This is a genomic window from Micromonospora zingiberis (genome assembly GCF_004331455.1).
In the GTDB taxonomy this organism is placed as follows: domain Bacteria; phylum Actinomycetota; class Actinomycetes; order Mycobacteriales; family Micromonosporaceae; genus Micromonospora; species Micromonospora zingiberis.
In genome coordinates this window covers 176960-200787 of the sequence record NZ_SJJR01000002.1, presented here as the reverse complement: position 1 = coordinate 200787, position 23828 = coordinate 176960, and the positions used below count along the sequence as shown (strand labels likewise).

General features: G+C 72.0%; 22 protein-coding genes, 1 tRNA gene and 3 pseudogenes. 6 read left to right on the top strand and 20 right to left on the bottom strand.

Translation table 11 applies throughout. The features are described from left to right. Positions 1-91: 91 nt before the first annotated feature. From E0H26_RS03955 to E0H26_RS03945, 4 genes are all read right to left on the bottom strand, one after another. Positions 92-766, bottom strand: a complete 675-nt coding sequence (locus E0H26_RS03955; protein WP_131300901.1) for a DUF6891 domain-containing protein — start codon at positions 764-766, stop codon at positions 92-94. Positions 767-799: 33 nt separating this feature from the next. Then, positions 800-949: a hypothetical protein gene (locus E0H26_RS29110; protein ID WP_165521750.1), complete on the bottom strand. Its 150-nt coding sequence runs from the start codon at positions 947-949 to the stop codon at positions 800-802. A 183-nt stretch (positions 950-1132) separates the two neighbouring features. Continuing rightward, complete coding sequence (locus tag E0H26_RS03950; RefSeq protein WP_240741998.1) at positions 1133-2200, bottom strand: helix-turn-helix domain-containing protein; 1068 nt, start codon at positions 2198-2200, stop codon at positions 1133-1135. Then, complete coding sequence (locus E0H26_RS03945; protein WP_131300899.1) at positions 2187-2426, bottom strand: hypothetical protein; 240 nt, start codon at positions 2424-2426, stop codon at positions 2187-2189. The genes E0H26_RS03950 and E0H26_RS03945 overlap by 14 nt, the downstream gene beginning before the upstream one ends. 67 nt (positions 2427-2493) lie before the next feature. Here E0H26_RS03945 and E0H26_RS03940 point away from each other — a divergent pair, with 67 nt between their 5' ends. Continuing rightward, entirely contained in the window at positions 2494-3255 is a 762-nt protein-coding gene (locus E0H26_RS03940; RefSeq protein WP_420812777.1) for a helix-turn-helix domain-containing protein, read from the top strand. 490 nt (positions 3256-3745) lie between these two features. Here the strand turns inward: E0H26_RS03940 and E0H26_RS03935 are convergent, their stop codons facing one another. Next, complete coding sequence (locus tag E0H26_RS03935; RefSeq protein ID WP_131300895.1) at positions 3746-7864, bottom strand: glycoside hydrolase family 9 protein; 4119 nt, start codon at positions 7862-7864, stop codon at positions 3746-3748. A 286-nt stretch (positions 7865-8150) separates the two neighbouring features. Between E0H26_RS03935 and E0H26_RS29720 the strand changes: the two are divergent. After that, a pseudogene (locus E0H26_RS29720) lies at positions 8151-8317 on the top strand (SDR family NAD(P)-dependent oxidoreductase); the annotation flags it as partial. Positions 8318-8507: 190 nt separating this feature from the next. Here E0H26_RS29720 and E0H26_RS03925 read toward each other — a convergent pair. From E0H26_RS03925 to E0H26_RS03900, 6 genes and pseudogenes are all read right to left on the bottom strand, one after another. Then, positions 8508-8584: transfer RNA gene (locus tag E0H26_RS03925), tRNA-Ala, on the bottom strand. 408 nt (positions 8585-8992) lie between these two features. Continuing rightward, a complete protein-coding gene (gene sepX, locus E0H26_RS03920) occupies positions 8993-9793 on the bottom strand; it encodes a divisome protein SepX/GlpR (RefSeq protein WP_206024870.1) in 801 nt (266 codons plus the stop codon). A 189-nt stretch (positions 9794-9982) separates the two neighbouring features. Further along, the gene (locus E0H26_RS03915) at positions 9983-10624 is read right to left on the bottom strand and encodes a GNAT family N-acetyltransferase (RefSeq protein ID WP_131300891.1); all 642 of its coding nucleotides are present in this window, start codon (positions 10622-10624) and stop codon (positions 9983-9985) included. Between the two features lie 31 nt (positions 10625-10655). Continuing rightward, positions 10656-11969: a molybdopterin molybdotransferase MoeA gene (locus E0H26_RS03910; RefSeq protein WP_131300889.1), complete on the bottom strand. Its 1314-nt coding sequence runs from the start codon at positions 11967-11969 to the stop codon at positions 10656-10658. Next, complete coding sequence (locus E0H26_RS03905) at positions 11966-12919, bottom strand: UTP--glucose-1-phosphate uridylyltransferase (protein WP_131300887.1); 954 nt, start codon at positions 12917-12919, stop codon at positions 11966-11968. The genes E0H26_RS03910 and E0H26_RS03905 overlap by 4 nt, the downstream gene beginning before the upstream one ends. A gap of 9 nt (positions 12920-12928) precedes the next feature. After that, a pseudogene (locus tag E0H26_RS03900) lies at positions 12929-15229 on the bottom strand (diguanylate cyclase). Positions 15230-15341: 112 nt separating this feature from the next. Between E0H26_RS03900 and E0H26_RS03895 the strand changes: the two are divergent. After that, complete coding sequence (locus E0H26_RS03895) at positions 15342-15980, top strand: 5-formyltetrahydrofolate cyclo-ligase (protein ID WP_206024868.1); 639 nt, start codon at positions 15342-15344, stop codon at positions 15978-15980. Continuing rightward, a pseudogene (locus tag E0H26_RS29715) lies at positions 15871-16134 on the top strand (FmdB family zinc ribbon protein); the annotation flags it as partial. The gene E0H26_RS03895 and the pseudogene E0H26_RS29715, both read left to right, overlap by 110 nt. Before the next feature lie 62 nt (positions 16135-16196). Here E0H26_RS29715 and E0H26_RS29710 read toward each other — a convergent pair. Continuing rightward, positions 16197-16391, bottom strand: coding sequence for a hypothetical protein (locus E0H26_RS29710; RefSeq protein WP_240742022.1), 195 nt, complete (start codon positions 16389-16391; stop codon positions 16197-16199). A 29-nt stretch (positions 16392-16420) separates the two neighbouring features. Beyond that, complete coding sequence (locus E0H26_RS29105) at positions 16421-16594, bottom strand: hypothetical protein (protein WP_165521754.1); 174 nt, start codon at positions 16592-16594, stop codon at positions 16421-16423. 119 nt (positions 16595-16713) lie between these two features. Here E0H26_RS29105 and E0H26_RS03885 point away from each other — a divergent pair, with 119 nt between their 5' ends. Beyond that, complete coding sequence (locus E0H26_RS03885; RefSeq protein WP_131300881.1) at positions 16714-17082, top strand: hypothetical protein; 369 nt, start codon at positions 16714-16716, stop codon at positions 17080-17082. Between the two features lie 10 nt (positions 17083-17092). Here E0H26_RS03885 and E0H26_RS03880 read toward each other — a convergent pair whose 3' ends face one another. Continuing rightward, positions 17093-17578 (bottom strand): DUF2231 domain-containing protein, encoded by a 486-nt coding sequence (locus E0H26_RS03880; RefSeq protein ID WP_131300878.1) that lies wholly within the window; start codon positions 17576-17578, stop codon positions 17093-17095. A 205-nt stretch (positions 17579-17783) separates the two neighbouring features. Between E0H26_RS03880 and E0H26_RS03875 the strand changes: the two genes are divergently transcribed. Continuing rightward, positions 17784-18212, top strand: a complete 429-nt coding sequence (locus tag E0H26_RS03875; RefSeq protein ID WP_131300876.1) for a Fur family transcriptional regulator — start codon at positions 17784-17786, stop codon at positions 18210-18212. Between the two features lie 80 nt (positions 18213-18292). On the opposite strand, the gene E0H26_RS03870 is transcribed toward E0H26_RS03875, so the two are convergent. The 6 genes from E0H26_RS03870 to E0H26_RS03845 all read right to left on the bottom strand — a co-directional run bounded on the left by E0H26_RS03870 (position 18293) and on the right by E0H26_RS03845 (position 23822). Continuing rightward, positions 18293-19135, bottom strand: a complete 843-nt coding sequence (locus tag E0H26_RS03870; protein ID WP_240742012.1) for a RecB family exonuclease — start codon at positions 19133-19135, stop codon at positions 18293-18295. Positions 19136-19268: 133 nt separating this feature from the next. Beyond that, the gene (locus tag E0H26_RS03865) at positions 19269-19883 is read right to left on the bottom strand and encodes a MarC family protein (protein WP_131300872.1); all 615 of its coding nucleotides are present in this window, start codon (positions 19881-19883) and stop codon (positions 19269-19271) included. A gap of 38 nt (positions 19884-19921) precedes the next feature. Then, complete coding sequence (locus tag E0H26_RS03860) at positions 19922-20782, bottom strand: PHP domain-containing protein (RefSeq protein WP_131300870.1); 861 nt, start codon at positions 20780-20782, stop codon at positions 19922-19924. Positions 20783-20806: 24 nt separating this feature from the next. Continuing rightward, positions 20807-22003 carry a hypothetical protein gene (locus tag E0H26_RS03855; protein WP_131300868.1) on the bottom strand — a complete coding sequence of 399 codons (1197 nt, stop codon included), beginning with the start codon at positions 22001-22003 and terminating at the stop codon, positions 20807-20809. A gap of 56 nt (positions 22004-22059) precedes the next feature. Beyond that, positions 22060-22851, bottom strand: coding sequence for a SigE family RNA polymerase sigma factor (locus E0H26_RS03850; protein ID WP_131300865.1), 792 nt, complete (start codon positions 22849-22851; stop codon positions 22060-22062). Positions 22852-22952: 101 nt separating this feature from the next. Next, a complete protein-coding gene (locus E0H26_RS03845; RefSeq protein WP_131300863.1) occupies positions 22953-23822 on the bottom strand; it encodes a PH domain-containing protein in 870 nt (289 codons plus the stop codon). Positions 23823-23828 lie beyond the last annotated feature (6 nt).

Sequence of the window (23828 nt, the reverse complement as noted above, 5' to 3'; positions counted from 1 at the left end):
TCGTAATCCTGACAGTCGACTCAGGACTCAGCTCACCCGGGTCGTCCGCCTACGCCCGGCAGTCGCTCCCCCACGCACCGCTCGACGCCGGTCAGGTCAACGCTGCGTACCACTGGGCGCCGGTGACCCGGATCCGCCTGGACTGCTTGCGATTCCACTCCACCCGCATGCCGTGTCTGCGCAGCACCGGGAAGGCGACCTCGTCCAGCATCCGTTCCAGGTCGGCCTGGTAGCGGGCCTGCTGCTCGGCCTCCGGCAGGGCGGCGTAGGCGTCCTCGTCGAAGTCCGGTGGCGGGTAGGCACCGTAGCCGAGGTAGACCTCGCCGTCCTCGCTCGCCAGCAACGACTCCGTGTCCTGCTGGTGGTACCAGAGGTAGCCGTGCCAGTGCCGGGAGTCGTCCCGCTCGTCGTGGATCTCGGCCGCCGCGCAGGTGCCGCAGCAGGTGAAGTTCTCCCTGGCCAACACGCCGACCTCGATGAGTTCGGCAAAGGCCCGGCTGAGGTTGCCGCGCACCTCGCCCCAGTCGCGCTGCTGCTCCCGGCGTACCGCCACCGCCTTCTCGTACGCCTGCGTGAGGTCCTCGTCGGCGGCGCCGTGCCGCTGCTCCTCGACGTCGAAACAGTCGACGAACTCGGCAGCGTCGTCCCGGCCGCGCACCACCCAGTCCCAGATCTCGTCCTCGATCTCGCTCCGGCCCGGCTCGGCGATCCGGTCGGTCAGGAACCTGACGCCCTCAGGACGATCGTTGTAGCTCCATCCAGTCACGACAGCGATCTTCACAGCCGGGTACGACAACCGTCAGCGGGGCCGGCGGGCGTTGAGCCGTGCCGCCGTCGCCAGGTCACCGTCGCGTTCGTGCAGGTATGCCGCCACCGCCGTGTAGCGGGGCAGGGCGTCGTCCCTCCGGAGCAGCGCCTCGTCCATTATCAAGGGCGGCCCCTCGATCATCCGAGAACCCGCCCTTGACCTGCTGCTTCGTGGAATGGGTCTGTACTGCTCAGCCGACCCCAAGGGTGGCGGCGAGCTGAGCGATCGTGGTCGGGGCACGCGGGTCACGGGCAACCTCGGCGAGGACATCCCGAGCAACCGGCCGGTACGCGATCTCGGCTGGTGCGGTTCGCTCGGCCTCGATCAGCACCCGAGCGGCGTTGCCCGCATCCCGGCGTGCAGGTAGGCACGTGCGACATCGAGCAGGTGCGCGGCGCGGTGTTCGGCGGGTAGCCACCGCCAGCCGGCCCGCGCAGTCGCCTTCTCGTGCCAAACGATCGCCGCATGAGCGTCGCCGACTTCGACGGCTACGGCGGTGCGGGCCAGGTCGACGGCGGTGGGCCCGAAACCCGTGTGGTGATGGTCGTACCCGTCGCCGACCCGCTCCGCCATGCCGGCAGCCTCGTCGATCAACTCGCTGGCGGCGGCCTCGTTCCCGTCCTGTGCCGCCGCCAGGGCAGCCTGGATGAGCAGAGTTCCGCACAGGGACAACTCCGCCGGTGTGCCGTGCTCGACCACTGACGGGGCGATTCGGTACGCGGCACTGAGCATCACCGACTTCGCCTCCCGCGCCCGCCCGAAGTCGCGTAACACCTGCCCGAGTTGGACGGCTGCGGCGGCCACCAGGTCCCGGTCCCCGGTGGCGGCGAGCATCGCCCGGTCAACGGCCAACCACGCCAGCTCGGCGTCTCCGAGTTTGACCAGCAGCGCGGCGGCGATCCGGTAAGCCTCCACGAGCGGCACCCGGCCCGACACAGGAGCATGGGCGTGGGTGCGCTGCACGTTGGTGAGCAGGTCCGGCGCCAGGTCGATCACCTGCGGGTAGCGGGCATGCTGGAATGCCGTCCACGCGTACCCCACATCCCGCAGCACCCGGTCCACCGGCAACACCGGCTGGCGACCCGCCGGCTTGCCCAACGGGATCTCGTACCGGGACATCGCCGCCCTGATCCGGTCGACGCCCTCGCCGCGTTCCGTCGTTCCGACCGCCTCGACGTCCCGGCCGACCAGAACGGAGGTGTCGATGCGCAGCACACAGGCGATCTCCTGAAGGGTCGACAACTTGTCCAGCGACCGGACGCCGCGCTCGACCTTGTCGACCCAGCTCTTCGACTTGCCGAGCCGGTCGGCGAACACCTGCTGCGACAGCTTCCGTCGACCCCGCCAGTACGCCACCCGCCGCCCGACCGGCAACAGCTCAACGCTGCCCACGACGCCACCGCCGATCCTGCACGGCCCGCGTGGTCTCCTCCACCGGAATCCGATCCGCCTCCGCCTCGGCCAGAAGCCGCCGCTTGGCCGCCTCCCGCTCGGCCGCCTGGATCTGCTCGCCCCGGCTCACCGCCGGCTCGTCGCCCTTACCCGGCATCCCCACCTCCGCCAGTAGAAGCGGCGGCACGCCGACCGTCGCGGATCCATAGTGACGTCGGAATGTCACCTGCTGCGACGGCACCAGAGCCGACAATCAGGCACCTTTACCGGCGACATTAAGGTGACATGAAGCTATGGTGGCAATCATGGCCGCCCCCAACACCGCCTTACGCGCCGTCCGCACCGGAATGCGCATGAGCCAGGATGACTTCGCCCGCGCGCTCCAGGCCGCCGGCCACCGCGTCGGCGAGCCCAACGACGCCAACAAGCGGCTCGTCCAGCGATGGGAGTCTGGCGCGATCGCCGCCCCGCGTCCCGTCTACGCCCGCGCGCTGGAAGTCGTCACCGGGCTACCCATCTCGCTGCTGGGCTTCGCCGCGGTGCCCAGCGGCCATGTCGCCGACGATGAACACGGAGGCCATGACCTGACATCTCCCATGTCCAGCCTGGCCACGCCGACACCGACGACCAAGCGCACCACGGCCCACCGGTCACACGAAGGCGTGTGGCTCAGCCGCTACCAGTACTACTCCAGCGGCCGGGGAGACTCCTTCGCCGGACAACACTTCGTCGTGATGCTTCAGCACGGGGACCGGCTGACCGCGCGAAGCCTGCCCGGATCGGCGTCCTCGTCTCTCTCGCTGGACCTGACCGTGGACGGTGCCGTCGTCACCGGCACATGGGTGGAGCAGACCGACCCCGCTGGCTACTACCGGGGCGCCAGATATCACGGCGCACTCCAACTCATCGCCGAGCCCACCGGCCGACGAATGGCCGGAAAGTGGATCGGCTTCGGCAAGGACATGGACGTGAACACCGGCCCCTGGGAGCTTGTCTTCCGAGACGCGTCCACCTCCAAGGCCACGCTCGATCGGTACAACACATCGGCGACGTAGAGCGCAGTTGGGAACGCCGTCGGCGGTACGTAATAGTCCCCCAGGGACTCGATCCAGCCAGACGGGCCCGTACGCGAGACCATGAAGGTAAGCCGTCATCATCAGCGAATTCGACGTACGCCATGCAACCGCCGTCGTCCGGCTGGCCGGACGTCCCAGAATCGTCGCTGATCTGCACCGGATCTGTACCCAGCGATCTTGCAAGCGAGCAGAGGCCGGCTGCCTGGGAACGACTTATCCGGCCGTGAGCGTCCACGTACTGCAGCACCATTTGCTCCTGCTGTAGTGGTTCGAATCCACGGATCCGCACATAGCTTGCAGGGGACTCGAACGCACGGTGCACCGCAGCAGACATCAGTGTCGGTCCGTTGCAGCAGGTGAGCCAGCGCCGCCGTACTTGCGCGACGCTTGACCTTGTCCGGTCGACACATCGTCCAGGACGCTGCCGGCCTGCCGGTCCGCCGGGGAGCCCCGGCGGACCGGCAGGTGGTCACCGGCGGGGTGCCACGTCGGCCGCGAAGGCGCCGACCCAGGCAAGAGCCGAGTTCCAGTTGATGGTGATCTCGTTGACCGACCAGGCTTCCAGGTTGTCGACGTAGCAGAGCTGCGGAGCACAGCCGTGCAGCCAGGATGCCGACAGCGGATCCTGGAGGCTGGAGTTGGGCCCGCCGGCCACCGACCCGACCGGCGGGTTCGGCAGGGTCGAGTCGAACGATCGCGCATACCAGCGGCTGTGCTGGTTCCTGGCGTCGTGGGTGCCGTACCCGGTGACGTAGGACTGCCCGAGAGCGTTGCGGCCGAACAGGTAGTCGAACGCCTCGAACACCGCGTCGGCGTAGGTCGTGCCGCCGGTGAGGTCGTACGCCGTGGCGATCACCACCTGGTTGTTCAGGATCGACGCGTTCGATCCCCAGTCGTACATCCCGCTGGTCGGGGTGTACGACTGACCGAACCGCTCGGCCCGCTGGAACGAGATCAGCCGGTTCGCCGCGGCGGTGACCCAGCCGCGGATCTGCGTCTGCTCGGACAGCCCACTACCGAACCGGGCCAGGTCCAGCTGGGCGAGGGCGGCGACCGACCCCCAGTAGAAGCCGTTCTGGTCGAAGGCCACCCCGGCCCTGTGGTAGCGGTTCGACCGCAGCGCGTTGAGGTACGTGGCGCCGCCGGTGGTCAGGTACAGCTGGGTCGCCGCCCAGTAGAACTCGTCGGTGACGTCGTCGTCGGCGTACGGGCCACCACCGGAACGGTCCGCTCTGGGCGCGTACAACGCGGGGTTGGCCGACGCCGCGGCGTAGGCCCGCTCGGCCGCCGCGCGGAGCCGGGCGGCGAACGCGGCGTCGTACGGAGCGTAGAGCCGTGCCCCCTGCGCGGCCACCGCCGCCAGGTTCAACGTCGCCGCCGTCGACGGCCGATGCAGTTCCCGCTGTTTGCGGTCCTGGTGCGGCAGCATCGGCGGCCCGGTCCAGGACTCGTCGTGCACCTTGTGGTGCACCATCCCGGCCAGCGGTTTACCGGCCGGCACCTGCATCTTGAGCATGAACTCCAGGTTCCAGCGGGCCTCGTCGAGGATGTCGGGCACACCGTTGCCGCGCTCCGGGACCGCCAGGGTCGCATCGCCGAGCGGCCCGGGTCGGCCCACTGCCACGGCCCGTTCCCAGGCCGAGAGCAGCTGGTAGGTGGCGATGCCGCCGTTGACCACGTACTTGCCGTGGTCACCCGCGTCGTACCAGCCGCCGGTGACGTCGAGGGTGTAGTCGCAGGTCCAGTTGTTCATGAACGGCTGCGGGGTCTGGCAGGGCACCCGGGTGTCGCCGCCGTTCGGCGAGGCGGCGACGTGCCCGGCCGGGCGGGCGTACTCCGCTCCGGCGATGCCACCGTCGATGGCGATGCCGCTGCGGTTCGGGTAGAAGAACCGCATCGAGTCCGTACGCAGCGAGGCGTACAGGTCCGTGCGGATGTCGAACGGGTAGCTGGCCTGTCCGCCGACCACCAACTCGAACCGGCCGGTCGCCGTCACCGAGCTGAAGTCGATGAGGTGGACGTTGGCTCCCGCCGAACCGTCGAACCCGGCCGGAGTGCTCTGGCCCGTGGCGACCGTGCCGCCGCCGACCCGGCGCAGCGTCCAGGACTGCGGGCTGGTGGCGGTGCTCACCAGCGTCGCCCGCTTCGGTCCTCGCGGCAGGTAGCCGTGCTGGTTCACCTTCACCGCCGGCCCCCGGTCGGCCCGGTACACGTAGCTGTCGCCGTTGAGCGTCACGTCGTCCATGCAGAACTCGTACGACTTGTCCGCGCCGCCGAGGCGGAACTGCACCTGGGAGAGCATGTAGTCGGCGCTGAAGCCGGTGTCGAAGGTGTACTCGTACTGGCGCCACGCACCACCGGTCACCGTCGGGTACTTGACCAGGTAAGTCGTGTTGTTGGGGTTGTAGAAGGGCGCCACCTGCACGGTGAGGTTCACCGTCTGGCTCGTGCGTACCCGGAACCGGAACGTGTACGGCTTCCCGCGCGGCAGGTAGATGCTGTTGTGCCCGACGATCACGTCCCACGGTTTCGCCGACGCCGGTGCGGTCACGCAAAGGACTCCGCCGTCCACCTTCGGGGTCATGCCCGCGTTCACCCACCACGGCTTGAAGTCGCCGGTGAAGTTGCTGTTCTGGATCAACCGGCCGGTGACCTGCGGTCGCGGCTCCCCGCCCTGGTACGCCGGCAGGGTGCCCGCCGGCAGCTGCGTCGGGAAGCCCGGCGTACCAGGCTGACCGGGGCCCTGTGGTCCGGCGCCGTACCGGGGCAGCCGCCAGGCGTCGATGCCGGCCGTCGTCTGGTCGTACAGCAACAGGTCGGCGACCCGGTCACCGTCCAGGTCGCTGAAGATGGCGCCGGTCCGGCCCGCGAGCGGGCTGCCGGTCTGGATCACGCCCAGCGAGCGCCAGCCGGCGGTCCGGGTCCACGGCCCGCCGATGTTCTCCCACGCCTGGACATCACCGGTGGCGTTGTCGACGAGCAGTACGTCCGCGCGGCCGTCCCCGGTGATGTCCGCGAAGTGGACCTTCTTCCCGGTCTGGCCCTGACCCGGGTGCCCGAAGCCGTCGAAGCGCCGCCAGTCGCCCGGTCCCGGGAAGCCGCGCGCGGTGTTCTCCCAGGCGGTGACGGTGTTGTCGGCCGCGACGGTCAGGTAGTCGTCGTCACCGTCTCCGTCGATGTCGGCGAAGAGCCGCCGGTCGGTGTCGACGTAGCCGAGGTTGTTGGCGATCCTGCTGCCCTCGTTCCACCGGATCTGCTGGATCGAGGAGTCGTTGCGCCACGCCTGGATGCTCGATGCCCCGGTCGGCGACTGGGTCGCGTCGAGGACCGCGATGTAGTCGGCGCGGTCGTCGCCGTCGAGGTCGCCGAAGTGGATCTGGGTGGCCGCCGCCCGGCGCAACGTCTCGGCGACCGGCCCGCTGTCGCTACGCGGCGACCAGATCCGCTGGCCGTCGTCGCCACAACCGACGTTCTGCGACACCTCGGTACGACCGGCCGCGCCGACCAGCACCCGGTCGGCGAGCCCGTCCCCGTCGATGTCCGCGAACCGTACCGCGGTGGTGACGCCCACGTTCGTGCCGCCGTCCAGCAGCCGCAGGAGTCGGGTGATGTTGTCGACCAACCGGCCGAGCTCGGCCCACCTGGCCGCGGTCGCGCCCGTCGGGTCGGGGCAGGAACCGGTCGCGGTGAGTCCCATCCTTCGGCGGGCCTCCAACTCGAAGGTCTCGCGCATGATCTGCGCGGTCCGGGCGGTGAAGAGATCGGCGACGTACCGGATCGGGCCGGTGAGTACGCTCCAGACCTTCAGGGCGAGGTCCCGCAGGTACCGCTGGATACCGGAGAAGGAGTGGCCGGCGATCTCCGCGACCCGCTCGACGGCGACGGTGAGGACTGCGCCGCTGAGCGCGGAGCCGAGGGCCGTCCCCAACGCGGCCGACCACACCTCGCCGTCGATGGGCTTGCCGTCGAAGACGGCGGCCAGGAGTTCCCGGGTGCCTCCGGCGATGAATCCACCGATGGCGCCGCACACCGGCGCGGCCAGGGCCGCGCCGGGCGCGAAGGTGGCCAGGCAGGCACCCTCGATGAGGGCCCAGGTGGCGATGAAGATGATGGCGAGAGCGATCTTCTTCAGTGCGATGATCCAGCTCCACGCGGCCTCGACCTCGGCCTGCGGCACCACGATGACGATGTGGTTGTCCACCCGGTGGATGTCGCCGTCGAAGTCGACGTTCTCGGTCTCCTCGGTGAAGAAGTCGATCCCGTACGCGTCCGCCTGCCGTTCGAAGAAGTCGCCGAGGGTGCGCCCCGAGTCACGCATCCGCTGGGCGTCGTCGACCAGGCGTTGCAGTGTCGCCTGTAGTTCTTCCTCCTCGCGGAGAGGAGTGAACTGAATGATCGCGACGATGTCGTCACCGCGGTCGGCGAGCGCACCGAACCGGCCCGCGTCGCGCGCGCAACCTATGCGCAGTGCGGCATCGCCGGGTCCGCTCGGGCCTATCTCGAAGGAGGACTCGCTCAGCTCGCATCGTTCGACGCTCTGCGCATCGACTGGTCGAGCGAAAGCGGTGACCAACAGCACGACGGTCATCGCGAGCGCTATCAGGAATCTCCGGGCGGGTCTTGTTTTGCTGCCAACCATTGCCACCACGTGCATGCGGGCACCCAACTTCTCGCCACCACTGAAGGTGGTCGGGGAACAGGATTCGGAGCCGGACGGGCAGAAGCGCCGGTGGTGGCGCTGGTGGCCGATATCGTACGTAGCAACATTCCACTGTGGAAGGACATGGCTCGGGGTACACCACATCGAGACCATCGCGGACGGACGACGGCGACGCGATCCCGTCGGCCGGCGATGGCCGGGCCGACGAGTGCCTCTGGCCACCCAGGCGGCGGTGCGTCACATGGGTACCGGAGGCCGGATCGTCAACATCGGCAGCAGCTTCGCCAGCCGCGTCCCCGCCCCGGAGTGAGCGCGTACGCGATGACCAAGAGCGCGGTCAACGGGCTCACCCGGGCGCTCGCCCGGGAACTCGGCCCACGTAATCCACGGGACAGCTGGCCACCGCGTGACGCTCTGTCCGGGCTGCCGCTGTCGCCCATCTCACCCGTTCGGCTTGAGTTTGCCCGCCACGTGCCACGGCCTGGGGCTCCGTCCGCCGATCAAATGACGGTCAAATGATCAAGGGCGGGCTCTCGGATGATCGAGAACCCGCCCATGACCTGCTACTTTGTGGTGGAGCTGAGGGGATTTGAACCCCTGACCCCCTCGATGCGAACGAGGTGCGCTACCGGTCTGCGCCACAGCCCCTCCGCCGGCGAACCGGCGTCGGTCCCACCTGGCTGTCACCGGGCGGGCCGGCGACAAGGCTAACAGGTCGACCGGCTCCGCCGCGAACCGCCCCGCCCAGCCGCACCCGCCTCCGACCGTCGCCCGCCACGCGGCCGCCTCCGGTGTTAATAAGAGCGGCCGGCAATTGGTGGTGGTGACGCAGCGGGAGGTCGAGCGGCCGGAGGCGGACGCGGCACATGCCCAGGGGCCCGTCACTGACCCCAGGCAACCAATTGGCAGGCTCGCTGCCACGCCAAGGCATCCGAGATCTTGGTACGAGTGCGCCCCTCAAGGGGCAGATTCGTACCAAGATCTTCCCCGCCCTGGGTGGTGGGCTGGCTATCAGGACGTGTCGGCCTATTGCCGGTCGCTCTAAGGTGCCCTTCCTTAAGCGGAGTGCGAGCCGCGGCCGGCTTCGTAGGGGCGACCGCGCAGGCCGCCGGCTCGGCGGTAGGAGACCGAGCCGCCGCTGGCGGCGGCCGGTAGGTCGGCGGGGCGGTCCAGGCCCATGGCGGCGCGCCGGACGGCTTCCCGCTGGGCGGCCAGGCGGCGTTGGGCCTCCCGCCGGGCGGCGGCGCGGCGGGCCTGCTCGCGGCGCACCTCGGCCTGGCGGGCGGCGAGCCAGGCGGCCTCGCGGGCCCGGTCCCGGCGGCGGCGCCGGTCGGCCAGCGCGCGGGCGCGCAGGTGTGCGACGTACACGATCAACAGGGTGGCGGTGACCGCGAAGCCGATCCAGAAGCCGGGGCCGACCACCGCGACGCCGACCAGTTCGACGGCGTTGAGCAGCACCAGGGCGGCGAGTACCCGGCGGCGGCGGTAGATGGCGGGGGTGTGCGGGCGACGTCGGTCGGGGCGGCGGCGGGGCCGGCCCGCGGCGGGCGGTACGGATCGCAGCCGGCTGGGCCGGCCGGCGCGGCGCGGCGCGGGGGGCCCGGAGACCGGGGCGGCGAGTTCCCCCGACGCGGAATCTTCGCTGAGGGTGACGACCAGGGAGCGCGGGCCGTTGAGGGGACGGCGACCCGGGACAGTACGGCGTCGTCGGCGGCGCTGGAGCACCCGCGCCGTCGACTGCGCCCGCTCCGCCACCAGCCGCTCGGCAGCGTCGTACCGGCGAACCAGCGCCGGGGCGAGGGCGAGCAGACCGGCGGCGGCGAGGACGGCGAGGAGCACCGAGGTCGGCACCCTCACCCCTCCCGTCACCAGATTCGAAGCAACCACCGACCGGCCGCAGGATCTTCCACCGAACGGCGTCGGCGACGTGAATCGTGCGGAGCGGGCAGCGCCTGCCGCAGCTTGCAGTTACCTGAGGTTACGGGTCAGGGTCGCCGGAACCGCCGCGCCGCGCCGATCCCGCACGTGGGACGGCTCACGGCGCGATCATGGAGTACGGGCACGTAGCCGGTGCCAGCGGGCCAGCAGTCCGCCCTCGGCGGCGACTTCCTCACTGGTCATCGCGTATCCGATGTGGTCGCGCCAGGCACCGTCGATGTGCATGTAGCGCGGGTGGTACGCCTCCTCGCGAAAGCCCAGCTTCTCCACCACGCGACGGGACGGCCCGTTCTCCGGCCGGATGTTGACCTCCACCCGGTGCAGCCCGGCGGGGCCGAAGGCGTGGTCCACGACGAGGGCCAACGCGGTGGGGATAACGCCACGGCCGGCGACCCGGCGGTCCACCCAGTAGCCGACGTACCCGGAGCAGAACGCCCGGCGCACGATGTTGCCCACGTTGATGTGCCCGACCAGGTGCTCCTCGCCGCCCTCGGCGAGGCAGACCGCGAACGGCATCCCCTCACCGGTCCGCGCCGATCGCCGCTGGTCGCGGTACATCCACCGGAAGGTGGCCGGCGAGTTCAACTGGTCCCAGTCACCGCCCAGCGACGACTCCCAGGGCGCCAGCCAGTCCCGGTTGGCGCAGCGCACCTCCGACCAGGTTGCCGCGTCGGAGCGCCGGTACGGCCGCAGGATCACCGGGCCGTCGGTAAGCACCGCCGGCCAGCCGGGTGCCCGTCGGAACCGCACCTGTCCTCCACTCCCCAGCGTCACCGGCGATTCATCGGCGGCGGTCGAGCAGCAGCACGTCCACCGTGGAGCCGGCGGCGGCGGCGGTCACCCGCTCGCCGAGTACGAGAAGTCCATTCGCCTCTGCCAGGCCGGAGAGGGTGAACGGGCCGCCGTTGAGCGGTTGGACAGTGTAACCCCCGCCACGCCGCTCGGCGACGTGCGCGGGCCGGAACTCGCGCAGTCCGGCCGGCGAGGAGACGGTCTCCAGCAGGTGTGCCCGCACGCTCGGCCGGAACACCGGTTCGGCGCCGGCCAGCAGGTTGATCGCCGGGCGGGCCAGCACCTCGAAGCCGATCATCGCCGCGCCCGGGTCGCCGGGCAGGCAGACCACCGGCACCTCCTCGGCGCCGACGGTGCCGAACCCGAGCGCGGTGCCGGGGTAGAGCGCCACGTCGGTGAAGGTGACCGGGCCGGCCCGGTTGCCTTCCCGGCGGGACAGGATCCGGCGGACCATGTCGCCCGGCCCGGTGCCGGTGCCGCCGGTGGTGATGATCAGGTCGGCCCGCAGCGTCTGGTCCTCCAGCAGGCCGCGCAGCCCTTCCGGGTCGTCGTCGCAGATGCCCACCCGGTACGCCAGCGCACCCGCTTCCGCCGCCGCGGCGGTCAACGCGTGCGAGTTGGCGTCCACCACCTGGCCCGGCTGGCTACCCCGACCCACGTCGACGAGTTCGTCGCCGGTGGCCACGATCACCACGCGCGGGCTGGGGCGGACCACCACGTGCCCGATGCCGGTGGCCGCGAGCACCGCCACCAGCGCCGGGGAGACGTACGTGCCGGAGCGGGCGAGCAGGGCACCGGCGGCCACCTCCGCACCGGCCCGGCGTACCCCGTACCCCCGCTTGGGGGCGCGGAAGATCTCCACCGCCGCCATGCCCTGGTCGGTCCATTCGACCGGCACCACCACGTCGGCGGCGATCGGCAGCGGCGCACCGGCGGCGACCGAGAAACACGAGCCCGGGGTGAGCCGCACCGGGCGCCAGCTGGCCGCGCCGAGGTCACCGACCACGTTGAGCCGTACCGTCCGGCCACCCGGCCCGCCGGACTGGGTCGGGACGTAGCCCACGCCCCGGACCCCGCCGGCGATGTCCTCCCAGCGCGCGGCGTACCCGTCGACGGCCGCCTGGTCGAAGGCCGGGAACGAGTGCGGTGCGATGACGTCCTCGGCGAGGACGTTGCCGTACGCCTGGGTGAGGTCGAGGTCGAGTGGCGGCAGCGCGCGTAACCTGCGCAGCACACTGCCCAGGTAGTCGGCGAGCGGCGTCAACCCGTTTTCGGCCGCCTCGGCGTCGGCCGTCGCGGTCATGTATTCCGACCGCCCGACGCGTCGGAGTTGACGAATTCGGCCAGCCACTTGCGGAACTCGCTGCCCAGGTCCTCGCGCTCGGCGGCGATCTGCACCACGGTCTGGAGGTAGCCCAGCGGCATGCCGGTGTCGTAGCGGATGCCCCGGTAGACGATGGCGTGCACCGGGGTTCCCTCGGCCCGCAGCAGTTCCATCGCGTCGGTCAGCTGGATCTCCCCGCCGCTGCCGGGCTGGGTGCGGCGGATCGCGTCGAAGACCTTGGCGGGCAACACGTACCGGCCGAGCACGGCCAGGTTGCTCGGCGCCTCCTCCGGCTTCGGCTTCTCGACCATGCCGGTCACCTTCACGACCTCGCCGATGTCGGTCAGCTCGGTCTCCGCCGGCTCGACCGAGGCGATGCCGTACCGCTTGGTCTCGGCCGGGTCGACCTCGAAGAAGGCCAGCACCACGCCACCCGTACGGGCCTGCAACTCCAGCATGGCCGGCAGCAGCGGCTCGGAGAGGTTGACGAACTCGTCGCCGAGCAGCACCGCGAAGGGCTGATCACCGACGTGCGACTCGGCGAATCCCACGGCGTGGCCGAGCCCGAGTTGCTCGGGCTGCCGGCAGGTGTAGATGGCCGCCAGTTCCTCGGTCCGCTTGACGGCGGCCAGCAGGTCGGGCTTCTCCGCGAGCCGCTCCTCCAGATCGGGCCGGCGATCGAAGTGGTCGACCATCGATGTCTTGCCCCGGCCGGTGATCAGCAGGATGTCGCCGATGCCGGCCTGCGCGGCCTCCTCGACGATGTACTGCAACACCGGCCGGTCGACGACCGGCAGCAGTTCCTTGGGGACCGCCTTGGTGGCCGGCAGGAACCGGGTCGCCAGGCCGGCGGCCGGGATCACGGCCTTGACGGCACGGGGACGGCCGGTGGCGGCGGCCGCTGAGGGGTTCGCTGAGTGCTCCGACATGTCGCGAGACTATCGGCCATGGCCGCGCCTCGGCGGGTGAGGACCGGAAGACGCGCCGCCTCCCCGACCGCTTCTGCCGGTGCCGACACGACCGGCTCAGCCGGGTTCGTCGTGTTCCGCCGGTGCGCCGGGATCGGTGCCGGGCCCGGCCCGGGGCAGCCCGTCCGCCGGACTGCGGGTGGCGACGGAGACCGACATCTCCCGGCTGGGCGGCGCCGCCCGGACGGCGCGGGCACCGGCGGCGCCGCCGTCGGCCGGGTCGGTCATCCGACTCACGCCCGCCGCCACCTGCCAGGTGTCCCGGCCGGCCGCCTTGGCGGCGTAGAGCGCCTCGTCCGCCGCCTCCAGCACCCGCAGGCCGGTTGCGGCATGGTCGGGGTAGACGGCGATGCCGATGGACACGGTGACCGCGATCGACTCCTGGACGCCCGCGTGTCCCAGCACCGGGACCGGGGTGTTGCGGACGGCCGCGCCCAGCCGTTCGGCGACGATCGTGGCGCCTCGGGCGTCGGTTTCGGGTAGCAGCACCACGAACTCCTCCCCACCCTGACGGAAGGCGAGATCGACCTCGCGGATCTCGCCGCGAACCCGGCGGGCGAACTCGGCCAGCACGGTGTCACCGGCCGCGTGCCCGTACGTGTCGTTGACCGTCTTGAACCGGTCGAGGTCGAGCACGAGGACGCTCACCATCCGGCCGAACCGGCTGGCCCGTTCCACCTCCCGACGCAGCGACTCGCGCAGGTAGCGGTAGTTCCACAGGCCGGTCAGCGGATCGGTGAGGGAGAGCCGCTGCGCCTCCTCGTGGACGCGTACGTTGTCGACGGCCACCGCCACATGCCCGGCGAAGGTACGCAGGGTCACCAGATCGTCGTCGTCGAACTCCTCCCCGCCGAGCCGGTCGTAGAGGGCGAGTACGCCCAGCGGCCGGGCCGGCGGTTCCGTTCCGGCCACGGGCGGCGCGTCCTCCCCGGGCCGGACGCCCCCGGGGCCCCGAAGTCCGCTGGCCTCGGGTGCGGCGAACGGCACGGCGATGTACGTCCGGCATCGTGGCTCGCCGGGCGGCGCGTCATCCGCCTCGGCCCGTCCCCGGCAGGGCTGCCCGGTCGCCGCCACCGCACCGACCACCCCGCTGCCGAGCGGCACCCCCGGCGGCCCGCTGCCGGTCCAGCGCCCGTCGTCGAGACCTTCGGTGCACTGCGCGACGAGTACGCCGCCCGGCTCGGTGAGCAGCACCGCACCGGCTCGGGCCCCGGTCGCCGCGAGTGCGCTGTGCAGGATCACCCGCAGGATCCGTTGCAGGTCGTGGGTGCTGGCCAGGGTGTCGCCGAGCACGGCGAGGTGGCCCCGCAACTGGTCCCGGCTGCTGGCCAGCGCCGCCAGGTAGCCACCGGTGTCCCGGGTCATCCGGTTGAACGCGCCGGCCAGCCGACCGATCTCGTCACCGCTGCGGACCGGCACCCGGGCGGTGAGGTCTCCCGCGGCGACCCGGTCCACCGCACCGGCCAGTTCCACCAGCGGCCGGGTGGTCACCCGGGCCAACCGCCAGGCCACGGCCACGCCCAGCAGGGCCGCCAGCAGCACGACGGCGACCAGCACCGGATACAGCCCCGCCGGCTGGTCACTGGGCACCGACAAGACCAACGGCAGGGGTTGCCCCGGTGCCGGCCCGGCCCGGCGCAGGAACCGGCCCTCTGGCGTGCTGGTGACCCGCCCTTCGGGCAGGGTGGCGGCAGCGGCCAGGACCGCCTCCCGACCGCCGTCGGACTCGGTGGAGTGGGCCACCGTGACGGCCGGGGCGACACCGTCGAGCAGCGTCACCGCGACTCCGGTCACCGCCGCGAGTCGGGCGACGAGCAGCGGGTCGACCGGCTGCGCGGCGGTGACCGTACCGAGCCGCGCGCCGGTGGCGTCGCGCAGCTCGACGCGTACGGCGAGCGCGGCGACCGGTCCGCTGGGCCGGCCGGGTTCGGCGCAGTCCCGCCAGGGTGCCGGCGGAGCGTTCGCAGTGGCCACGCCGACCCGGCCGGCCACGTCGGTGACCTGGACCGCTGCGGCGAGGCCCCGACTGACCACCTGGCTGGCCGCGCCCGGGTGGTCGACGGCGAGGGCAACCGCGTCCGCGGCGGCACGTAACTGCTGGCAGAGCGCGTCGATCGAGGTACGCACGGCGGCGTTGGCCACCGCCAGCCGCTCGGTGGCGCGGCTCCGGTCGACCGCCGTCACGGTCGACGCGACGAAAACGGCACCGAGCAGGATCGGGCCGAACGCCACGGCCAGGAAGGCCGCTGTCAACCGCCCGCGTAGCGTCAACACTTCCCCCCGGAAGTTGCGCGACCGTTGCTTGCGATGCTGACACAGAGCAACCGCCAGACGAGCGTTGCGTGAGGAGTGTTGCGTGCCGGAATTTGCTGAAGAAGCGGAAGTGACGCATGACGCGAAGCGGGCGGTCCGGGCCGGGCTACTCGCCCGCCGCCGGGCGATGACCGGAACCGAGCGTCGCTCGGCTGCGGCGCGCGTCCAGGACGAACTGGTCGCCCTGGTACGCCGGCTCCGGCCGAACCGGGTCGCCGCGTACGTGCCGGTCGGCAGTGAGCCCGGCGGGGCGCAACTGCCGACGGCGCTCGCCACCGCGCTGCCGGCCGGGGCGCAGTTGCTGTTGCCGGTCCTCCGCGACGACCTGGACCTGGACTGGGCGGTGTGGGCCGAAGGGCAGCCGCTGGTGGCCGCCGGCCGGGGCATCCGGGAGCCGGCCACGCCCCGGCTGGGACTGGCCGCGATCGCCACCGCCGACCTGGTCGTCGTGCCCGCCCTGGCGGTGGATCGCCGGGGCGTCCGGCTGGGCCGGGGCGGTGGCTCGTACGACCGGACACTGGCCCGGGTGCCGGCGGCCGTGCCGACCGTGGTGCCGCTGCACGACGGTGAGCTGCTCGACGCGCTTCCGGCCGAACCGCATGACCGGCCGGTACGGGCGGTGGTCACCCCCGCCGGTGGCCTGCTCTCGCTCGACACCCTCCCGGGTGTCGTGCCCCACACTTCCGCTGGACGAACCGGGGCCCCATGACGCACCATTGGCACTCGAATACGTCGAGTGCCAACCGGCCGTGTCAGATCCGGAGGAGAACGTGCCCACGTACCAGTACGCCTGCACCGCGTGCGGTCACCAGCTCGAGGCGGTGCAGTCCTTCTCTGACGAGCCGCTGACCGAGTGCCCCGCGTGCGAGGGGCGGCTGCGGAAGATGTTCAACTCCGTCGGCATCGTCTTCAAGGGCTCCGGCTTCTACCGCACCGACTCCCGCTCCTCCGGCTCGGAGAGCACGTCGAGCAGCACCACGAGCAAGTCCAGCGGGTCCGACTCGTCGTCGTCCAGCTCGACGTCGACCCCGGCGAGCACCCCGTCGTCCGGTTCGGCCGGCGGGTCGTCGAGCAGTTCCTCCGGTGGCGGTACGGGCAAGGCACCGGCTGCCGCCAGCACCTCCTGAGGCGCCGCCCGCCCGACGCCGGTCAGTCCCAGTGCGGCGGGCGTTCGGCGAGCAGCCGGTCGTCGTTGCCGCCGGTCCGCTCGCCCCAGCCCTGGTCGGTGTCGTCGGCGGTCTGCTCGGGCAGCACCGTGAAGTCGTCGCCCAGGTCGACCACCCGGTCGTCGTCGCCCCGGCTGCGGGGATCCTGCGTGCTCACGAGCCGAAGGGTAGCCGTCCGGCAGGTGGCAGCGGTACCAGGGCGTCGCCGGGCGGCTGAGCGTCGGGGCGGCGCGGCCTGACCGCGTGGCCGTGGGGTGGTTGGTAGCGTCGGTCGGCGTGACCACCTCCCCACCCGGTCCGGCCTCCGACGAGCCGTGGCGCCGGCCGGACACCGGCGACGGGGCCACGTCCGGCGATCCGGCGCAACGCCACCCCGCACCGGGTGGCGGCGGCCCCGGCCAGCCACCGGCTGCCGGCGCCTCGGACGGCTACCCCGGCCCGCCACCGACCATCGCGCCGCCGGCCGGCTGGCGGCCACCGGTGCACCTGCAAGCGCTGCCGCCCCGGCAACTGCCGGCGCAGGACATGGCCGCCCTGGACGCCCGGGAACAGCGGGCGCAGCGGTTGACCTGGGGGGTGGGCGCGGTGGCCGGTGCCGTCCTCATGGTGCTGGTCTGTCTGCTCTGCACCCGGGCGCTGTTCTGAGCGGGGTGCACTAGTCGAAGGTGTTGCCCCAGACCATCTCGGAACCGGAGTGCCCGGTGAGCCAGACGTAGACCAGGGCGGCCACCCCGAGCCCCAGCACCACCACCGACAGCACCGGCGCCGCCCAGCGGGGCAGCTTCGGTAGCCGCTCGTGGCGACCGGTCGCCACGACCAGCAGGATGACCGCCAGGGCCAGCCCCAGGGTGTACCGGAACAGCACGTTGCCGTACTCGGCATGTTCGTTGATCTTGTCGAGGATCTCGCCGGAGAAGCCCCGCGCGATCTGCCGCTGCTGGAGCGCCTCGCCGGACTCCACGCCGACCCACGCGGTGATCGGCGCGACCACCGCCAGGGCCAGCACCGCCCAGTCCAGTCGGGCCCGGAAGCGCGGCAACGCGATGTACGCGAGAGCCAACAGCACCAGCAGCGGTACGAAGATCACGACCGCGTGCACCACCAGTATGTGCAGGGGCAGGCCCAGCGCCTTCTCGAACATCGACACCTCCGGCTGGATGATCGTGGCTGTCAGCGTACGGCGCCGGGGTCCACCCGCCCAGCGCTCTGCTGGGTCACACGCGGGACGGGCCGACGAAGTTCACCGTCCCGTCAACTGATCCACCTGGCGATGGCCCCGGCGACCGGGGACGATCGGACGAACCGGGTTGGTTGTCGCACCGGGCGTGCCGTGCTGTCATGGACGCATGCCAACCGGCGAGGAACTGCTCCGGTCGAAGGGCCTGCGGGTCACTCGGCCCCGCCTCGCCGTGCTCGACGTCCTGGCCGGCGGTGGTCACCTCGAAGTCGACGAGATCACCCGCCGGGTACGGGAACGCCTCGACTCCGTCTCCACCCAGGCGGTCTACGACGTGCTGGGCGCGCTCTCCCGTGCCGGTCTGTCCCGTCGGATCGAGCCGGCCGGCAGCCCGGCCCGGTACGAGGCCCGGGTGGGCGACAACCACCACCACGTGGTGTGCCGGGGCTGCGGCGAGATCGCCGACATCGACTGCGCGGTCGGCGACGCCCCCTGCCTCGACTCGGGGATCACCCACGGCTTCCAGGTCGACGAGGCGGAGGTCACCTTCTGGGGCCTCTGCCCCGCCTGCCAGGCCCGCCGCTCCACCGACCACTAGGTTCGGTCTCGCGGATCTTGGTGGGAAACGGCCCCCGTGGGGGCCGTTTCCCACCAAGATCCACGTCGTCGACTGAGCGGTCATCCCTGCTCGGCGGGGGGCGCGGCGGGGCGGTCGACGGCGGCCCACGGCTCCTTGCCGGGCACCGTGGCGCCTGCCGGGCAGGTGCGGCGGTAGTCGCACCAGGCGCAGCGCGGGCTCGGCGTGGTGGGGAAGGCGTCGTCCGGGTCGGCGCCGTCGGCGACCGCCCGCTCGGCGGCCATGATGTCCCGGGCGGTCTCCTCCGCCCGGGTCACCTGCCGCGCCAGCGAATCGGCGGTGTGTTCGTGCGCCGCGACGGTGCCGCTGGGCAGGTGGTGCAGCTCGACCCGCCGGCACGGCCGGCGGAAGACCCGCTCGGCCGCGTACGCGTAGAGGGCCAGTGCCTGCGAGCCTCGGGCGTCGTCGGAGTCGAGCCCGGTGCGGCCGGTCTTGTAGTCGACGATGACCAGTTCGCGGCCCTGCTCACCGGTGCGCCCGTCGATCCGGTCGGCCCGGCCGTTGAACGCCAACACCCCGGTCTTGACGGCCACCACCCGCTCGACGCCGACCGGTTCGTCGGCCGGGTCGAGCCCGTCGACGTACGTCTCAAGCCAGCCCAGCGCCCGCCGGTAGGCGTCGCGTTCCTGCTCGTCGTCCCGGTAGCCGTCGCGGACCCAGGTGCCCTTGAGCAGGGTGGGCAGCACCTCGGTGCGACGCCGGTCGACGGGCAGCGCATACCAGTTCTTCAGGGCGGTGTGCACGCTCGCGCCGAGCGAGTTGTGCGCCCAGGGCGGGCCCTTCGGCGGCGCGGGCCGGTCGACGTACGAGTAGCGGTAACGGCGGGGACAGTCCGCGTACGCGCCGAGCTTGCTCGGCGTGCAGACGAACAGCCGCTCCGGCATACCGTCGAAGCCGAGTTGCTCCGGCTGTGGGTCAGGCCGGGGCGCGCGACCACCGGCTGCGGGTCGTCCGGCTGGGGAGGCTCGTCGCACGCCTGCGATCCTGCCATCTACCCCCGACACTCCCGCCGACCGGTCAGCGCGTGGCGGCGAAGTCGGCCACGAAGGCGAAGATCGCGTCCGCGATGAGTTGGACGGCGATCGCCGCCAGCAGCAGGCCGGCGATGCGGGTGAGCACCTCGATGCCGCCCGGCCGCAGCACCTTGACGATCCCGCCGGAGAAGCGCAGCACGATCCAGACGGTCAGCATCACCGCGACGATCGCGGTGGCGATGGCCAGATAGTCCGCCGTCGCGTCGGCCTGCTGGACGAAGAGCATGGTGGCCACGATCGCGCCGGGACCGGCCAGCAGCGGCGTACCCAGCGGCACCAGGGCGATGTTGGAGGTGGCCTGTTTGGTCGGGTCGTCGGCCTTGCCGGTCAGCAGTTCCAGGGCGACCAGCACCAGCAGCAGTCCGCCGGCCGCCTGCAACGCCGGCAGGTCGACGTGCAGGTAGGCGAGCAGGGTCTGCCCGGCGACCGCGAAGACCACGATCACGCCGAGCGCCAACGCGACCGCCTGCCAGGCGGCCCGGTTGCGTTCCCGCGCCGCCAGTGGGCCGGTCAAGGCGAGGAAGATCGGCATCATGCCCGGCGGGTCGACGATCACCAGCAGGGTCACGAAGACCTCGCCGAAAAGCTTGAGATCCACCTGGTCACCGTAGCGGCGCGGGGCGGCTGAAACAGAGATCAGCCCGACGCGACCTCGATCACCCCGGACGAGGCGGCGACGATCCGTTCGTACGCCTCGGGCCCGGTGCTGAACTCGCCCAACCGGACGGTCTTGTGTGTGCCGTGGAAATCCGACGATCCGGTCACCAGCAGGCCCAGCTCGGCGGCGAGGCCACGCACGTGTGCCCGTTCGGCGGGCGAGTGGTCCTCGTGGTCGGCTTCCAGTCCGGCGAGCCCGGCCGCCGCCAGGTCGGCGATCAGCTCGTCCGGCACGATCCGGCCACGTCGGCTGGCCCTCGGATGGGCGAAGACCGGCACGCCACCGGCCGCCCGGATCAGCCGGACGGCCCGGAACACCTCGATGTCCTCCTTGGGCAGCCGGTACCGCTCGCCCAGCCAGTCCGATCCGAACGCCTCCGCAGTGGTGGTGACCAGGCCGGCCCGGATCAGCGCCTGCGCGATGTGTGGCCGGCCGACCGTCCCGCCGCCCGCCCCGGCCAGGATCTCCGGCCAACTGACGTCGATGCCGTCGGCCCGCAGCAGCGCCACGATCCGCTCACCCCGCTGCACCCGCGCCGCCCGCACCCGGGCCAGCTCGGCGACCAGCTCCGGGGCGTCCGGATCGAAGAGGTACGCCAACAGGTGCAGCGGTATCGCCGGCTCGACGCCGTCCCAGCGGCAGGAGAGTTCCGCGCCCCGGACCAGGCGCAGCCCGGCCGGCAGGGCCCGCAGCGCCGGCTCCCAGCCGGCGGTGGTGTCGTGATCGGTGATGGCCACCACGTCCAGCCCGGCCTCGGCGGCAGCGCGGACCAGCTCGGCCGGGCCGAGCGTGCCGTCGCTGGCGGTGGAGTGCGTGTGCAGGTCGATCCGGGGGATCATCGCCCGAGGCTACCGGCCCGACTGTCAGCCGCCGCTGACCACCACGGGCGGCTGGCCGGTGATGGCGAGCAGGGTCGGCGGACCACCACTCGTCGCCCGGTCGACATCCACCCGGGCCAGCCGGCCGGCTGTCTCGGTGTAGTAGTAGGCGGTGGCGGGCGTGCTCCACACCACGGCACCGGTGAACGCCGGTCCGGCGACCACCGGTTCAGCGGACCGGTCCAGCCGGGCCAGGTCGACCAGCAGGGCCTTCTCCCCGCCCTCGGCGCGCCCGTTGACCAGCAGCCAGCGCCCGTCCGGCGACACCGAACCCAGACCGTCCCCGGTCAGTTCCGGCCCGCAATCCGGGCTAGTCGGGACGAGGCCGGATGCCGGGTCGAGCAGGGTCAGGCAGGTGCCCTGCGGCGGGTCGGTGACGACCTCCCCGACCAGCCGTCCGTCGGGCAACGCACCGAAGATCCGCCCGGTGGACGTGTCGGTACCCGGGTCGAGCGTGCCCGGGTGCAGGCGCCACAGCACGTGTCCGGGGCGGTCGGGGGCGAGCCGTACCAGCACGGCACCGCCGACGAACCGCAACGGCATGGCCTTGGCCGGCGCCTCCGCGCGTGCGGTGGCGGTCAACTCGCCGTTGACGATCCGCGCGGTCCCCAGCGTGGCGCCCTGCTTCCAGGCGACCTGGCGCCCCTCCGCGTCCAGGACGACCTCGTCCGCGCCGGCGAGCAGCACCTGCACGGTGCCGTTAGGCGCCACCGCCCACAGGAAACGCCCGGCCAGGCCGGGCGCGCTGACGGCGAGCCAGCCGCGACCGTCGGGCAGGCGGTGGGCCCGTTCGATCGGCCCGGCGCCGACCACCCGCACCCGCCGGCCCTGCGCGGTGGCGATCGTCTCGCCCAGCACCAGGTCGACCTCGGCGAGCGGGGTACCGGTGTCCGCCGTGGGCGGCGCGTTGGTCGGGGTCAAGGGCGGCTCGGGCACCTGGTCCGGTTCGCCGATCACCACCGTGCTGCCACTCGGCGGAGGCTCGTGGGCGAACTGCAACGCCCCGGCACTGACCACGATGATCGCCGTCGCGGCCAGCCCCATCCCGGCCAGGGCCCGGCGACGCTGGATGCGATTGGCCCGCCGGATCACCGCCGCCGCCGGATCGACGACGGCATGCGGTGTCGCGGCCTGCCGGGAGAACACCTCCCGGACGGCGCGTTCCAGCCCGTCCTGCCCCACGTCCCTTGGACGATCCGGAGTCCCGCTCGGGTTGTCACGACCTTCGGAAACGGCGTTCACCGTCGTTCTCCCGCCAGGGCGCCATCCGGCTGGGCGACGACTGCCGGCCGCCCGACGACCGTCGGCGGCGGTTCGTTGGCGCCGACTTGCTGGTCCGGGCTGCCAGCGGTGACCACCGGGCCGTCCGCTCCGGCCGGCACCCGGACACCGGCCCGCCCACCCTGGGCTGACGCCGGCTGACCGGCTCGGGTCGGCGCCGGCTGGCCGGCTCGGGCGGGTGCGCTCGCCCGCCCGGCCCGCCGGGTCGTCGACGGGGCGGCGCTCGGCGGCACCGTACCGGGCAGCGTGAACGACTCGTCCGCGCCGATCCTGCGGCGCAGCGTGGCCAGCGCGCGGGAGGTCTGGCTCTTGACCGTGCCCGTCGAGATGTCGAGCAGCGCGGCGGTCTGCGCCTCCGACATGTCCTCGTAGAAGCGCAGCACCAGCACCGCACGCTGCCGGGCGGGCAACGCCCGCAGGTGCCGCCAGAGCACGTCCCGGTCCAACTGCTGCTCGATCTCGTCGGCAGCGGCCCGCTCGGGCAGCACCTCGGTGGGGCGCTCACCGTGCCAGCGACGCCGCCACCAACTGGTCGAGGTGTTCACCATGACCCGCCGGGCGTACGGCTCGATCGCCTCGATCCCGCCGAGGCGTTTCCAGGCCAGGTACGTCTTGGTCAACGCGGTCTGGAGCAGGTCCTCCGCGGTGCCCCAGTCACCGGTCAGCAGGTACGCGGTCCGCAGCAGGGCGCCGGAGCGGGCCGTGACGAAGTCACGGAACTCCTCTTCCAGCGGATTGCTGCTGGCCACGCGCCACCTCCGAACCTGGTTCTGCGGGCAGCCTGCCATGGCCGGACCAGCGGGTCGAGGGCGAAAGGTGCGCTGAAGCTCCGATGTTCGGTCAAAAACTTTCAGGCGCCGTCGTCGGCCTTGGCCTCGTCCTGCTCCTTGCCCAACCGCGCCTCGACCGCCTGCGGCTCGTACATCTCCTCGACCACACGCAGGTAGAGTTCGTTGGGGTTGGGCAGGTTCTTGACCTCGCGTAGCGCCTGCTCCTGGCCGGCCGACTCCAGCACGAACGTGCCGTAGTTGAGCGCGCGGCCCGCCGGCGACTGCTCGTACTTCATGTCGGTGACCCGGGTGAGCGGCATCATGGCGACCCGCCGGGTGATGATCCCGTTGACCACCATGACCCGCTTGTTGGTCAGGATGAACCGGTCGTACCACCAGTCGGCGATCCGCCAGGCCACCCACCCCATCACCGCGAACCAGAGCAGGACCGCGATCGTGGTGAGCGCCCCGACGTCCTGCCCGGCGAGGAAACCGGAGAGGTAGCCGAGCACGAAGGTGGCGGCGACGCCGATGATGATCGGCGTGGTGAGGTGGATCCAGTGCCGCTTCCACTCACCTCGGTAGCGCTCGGTGGGGAAGAGGTAGCGGGCCACCAACGAGCTGGGCTCGTCTTCCAGTGGCAGGACCCGACGTGGGGTCATGCCACTGGCATCGGCGCGCAGCCCCGCCAGCTCGTCCTCGGAGATCTGCGGCGGCTGGTAGCCCGCCTCAGGATCCCGCACCCAGGCCCGCCCCGACCGATCCTCACCGACGTAGCCCGGCCCTGGGCCGTAACCGGCATCGTCGGAGAAGATCGGGGCGTCGGGGCCGTAGGGGTCGGAGCGTGGACCGTCGTCGGGGTCGATCCGGGGAATCGGCTCGGTATCCCGTTCCCGACGCGCCCGATCAGGATCGTCGGGGTCGAAGGGCGGGCCGGGGGGGCTTGCCATCGGAGG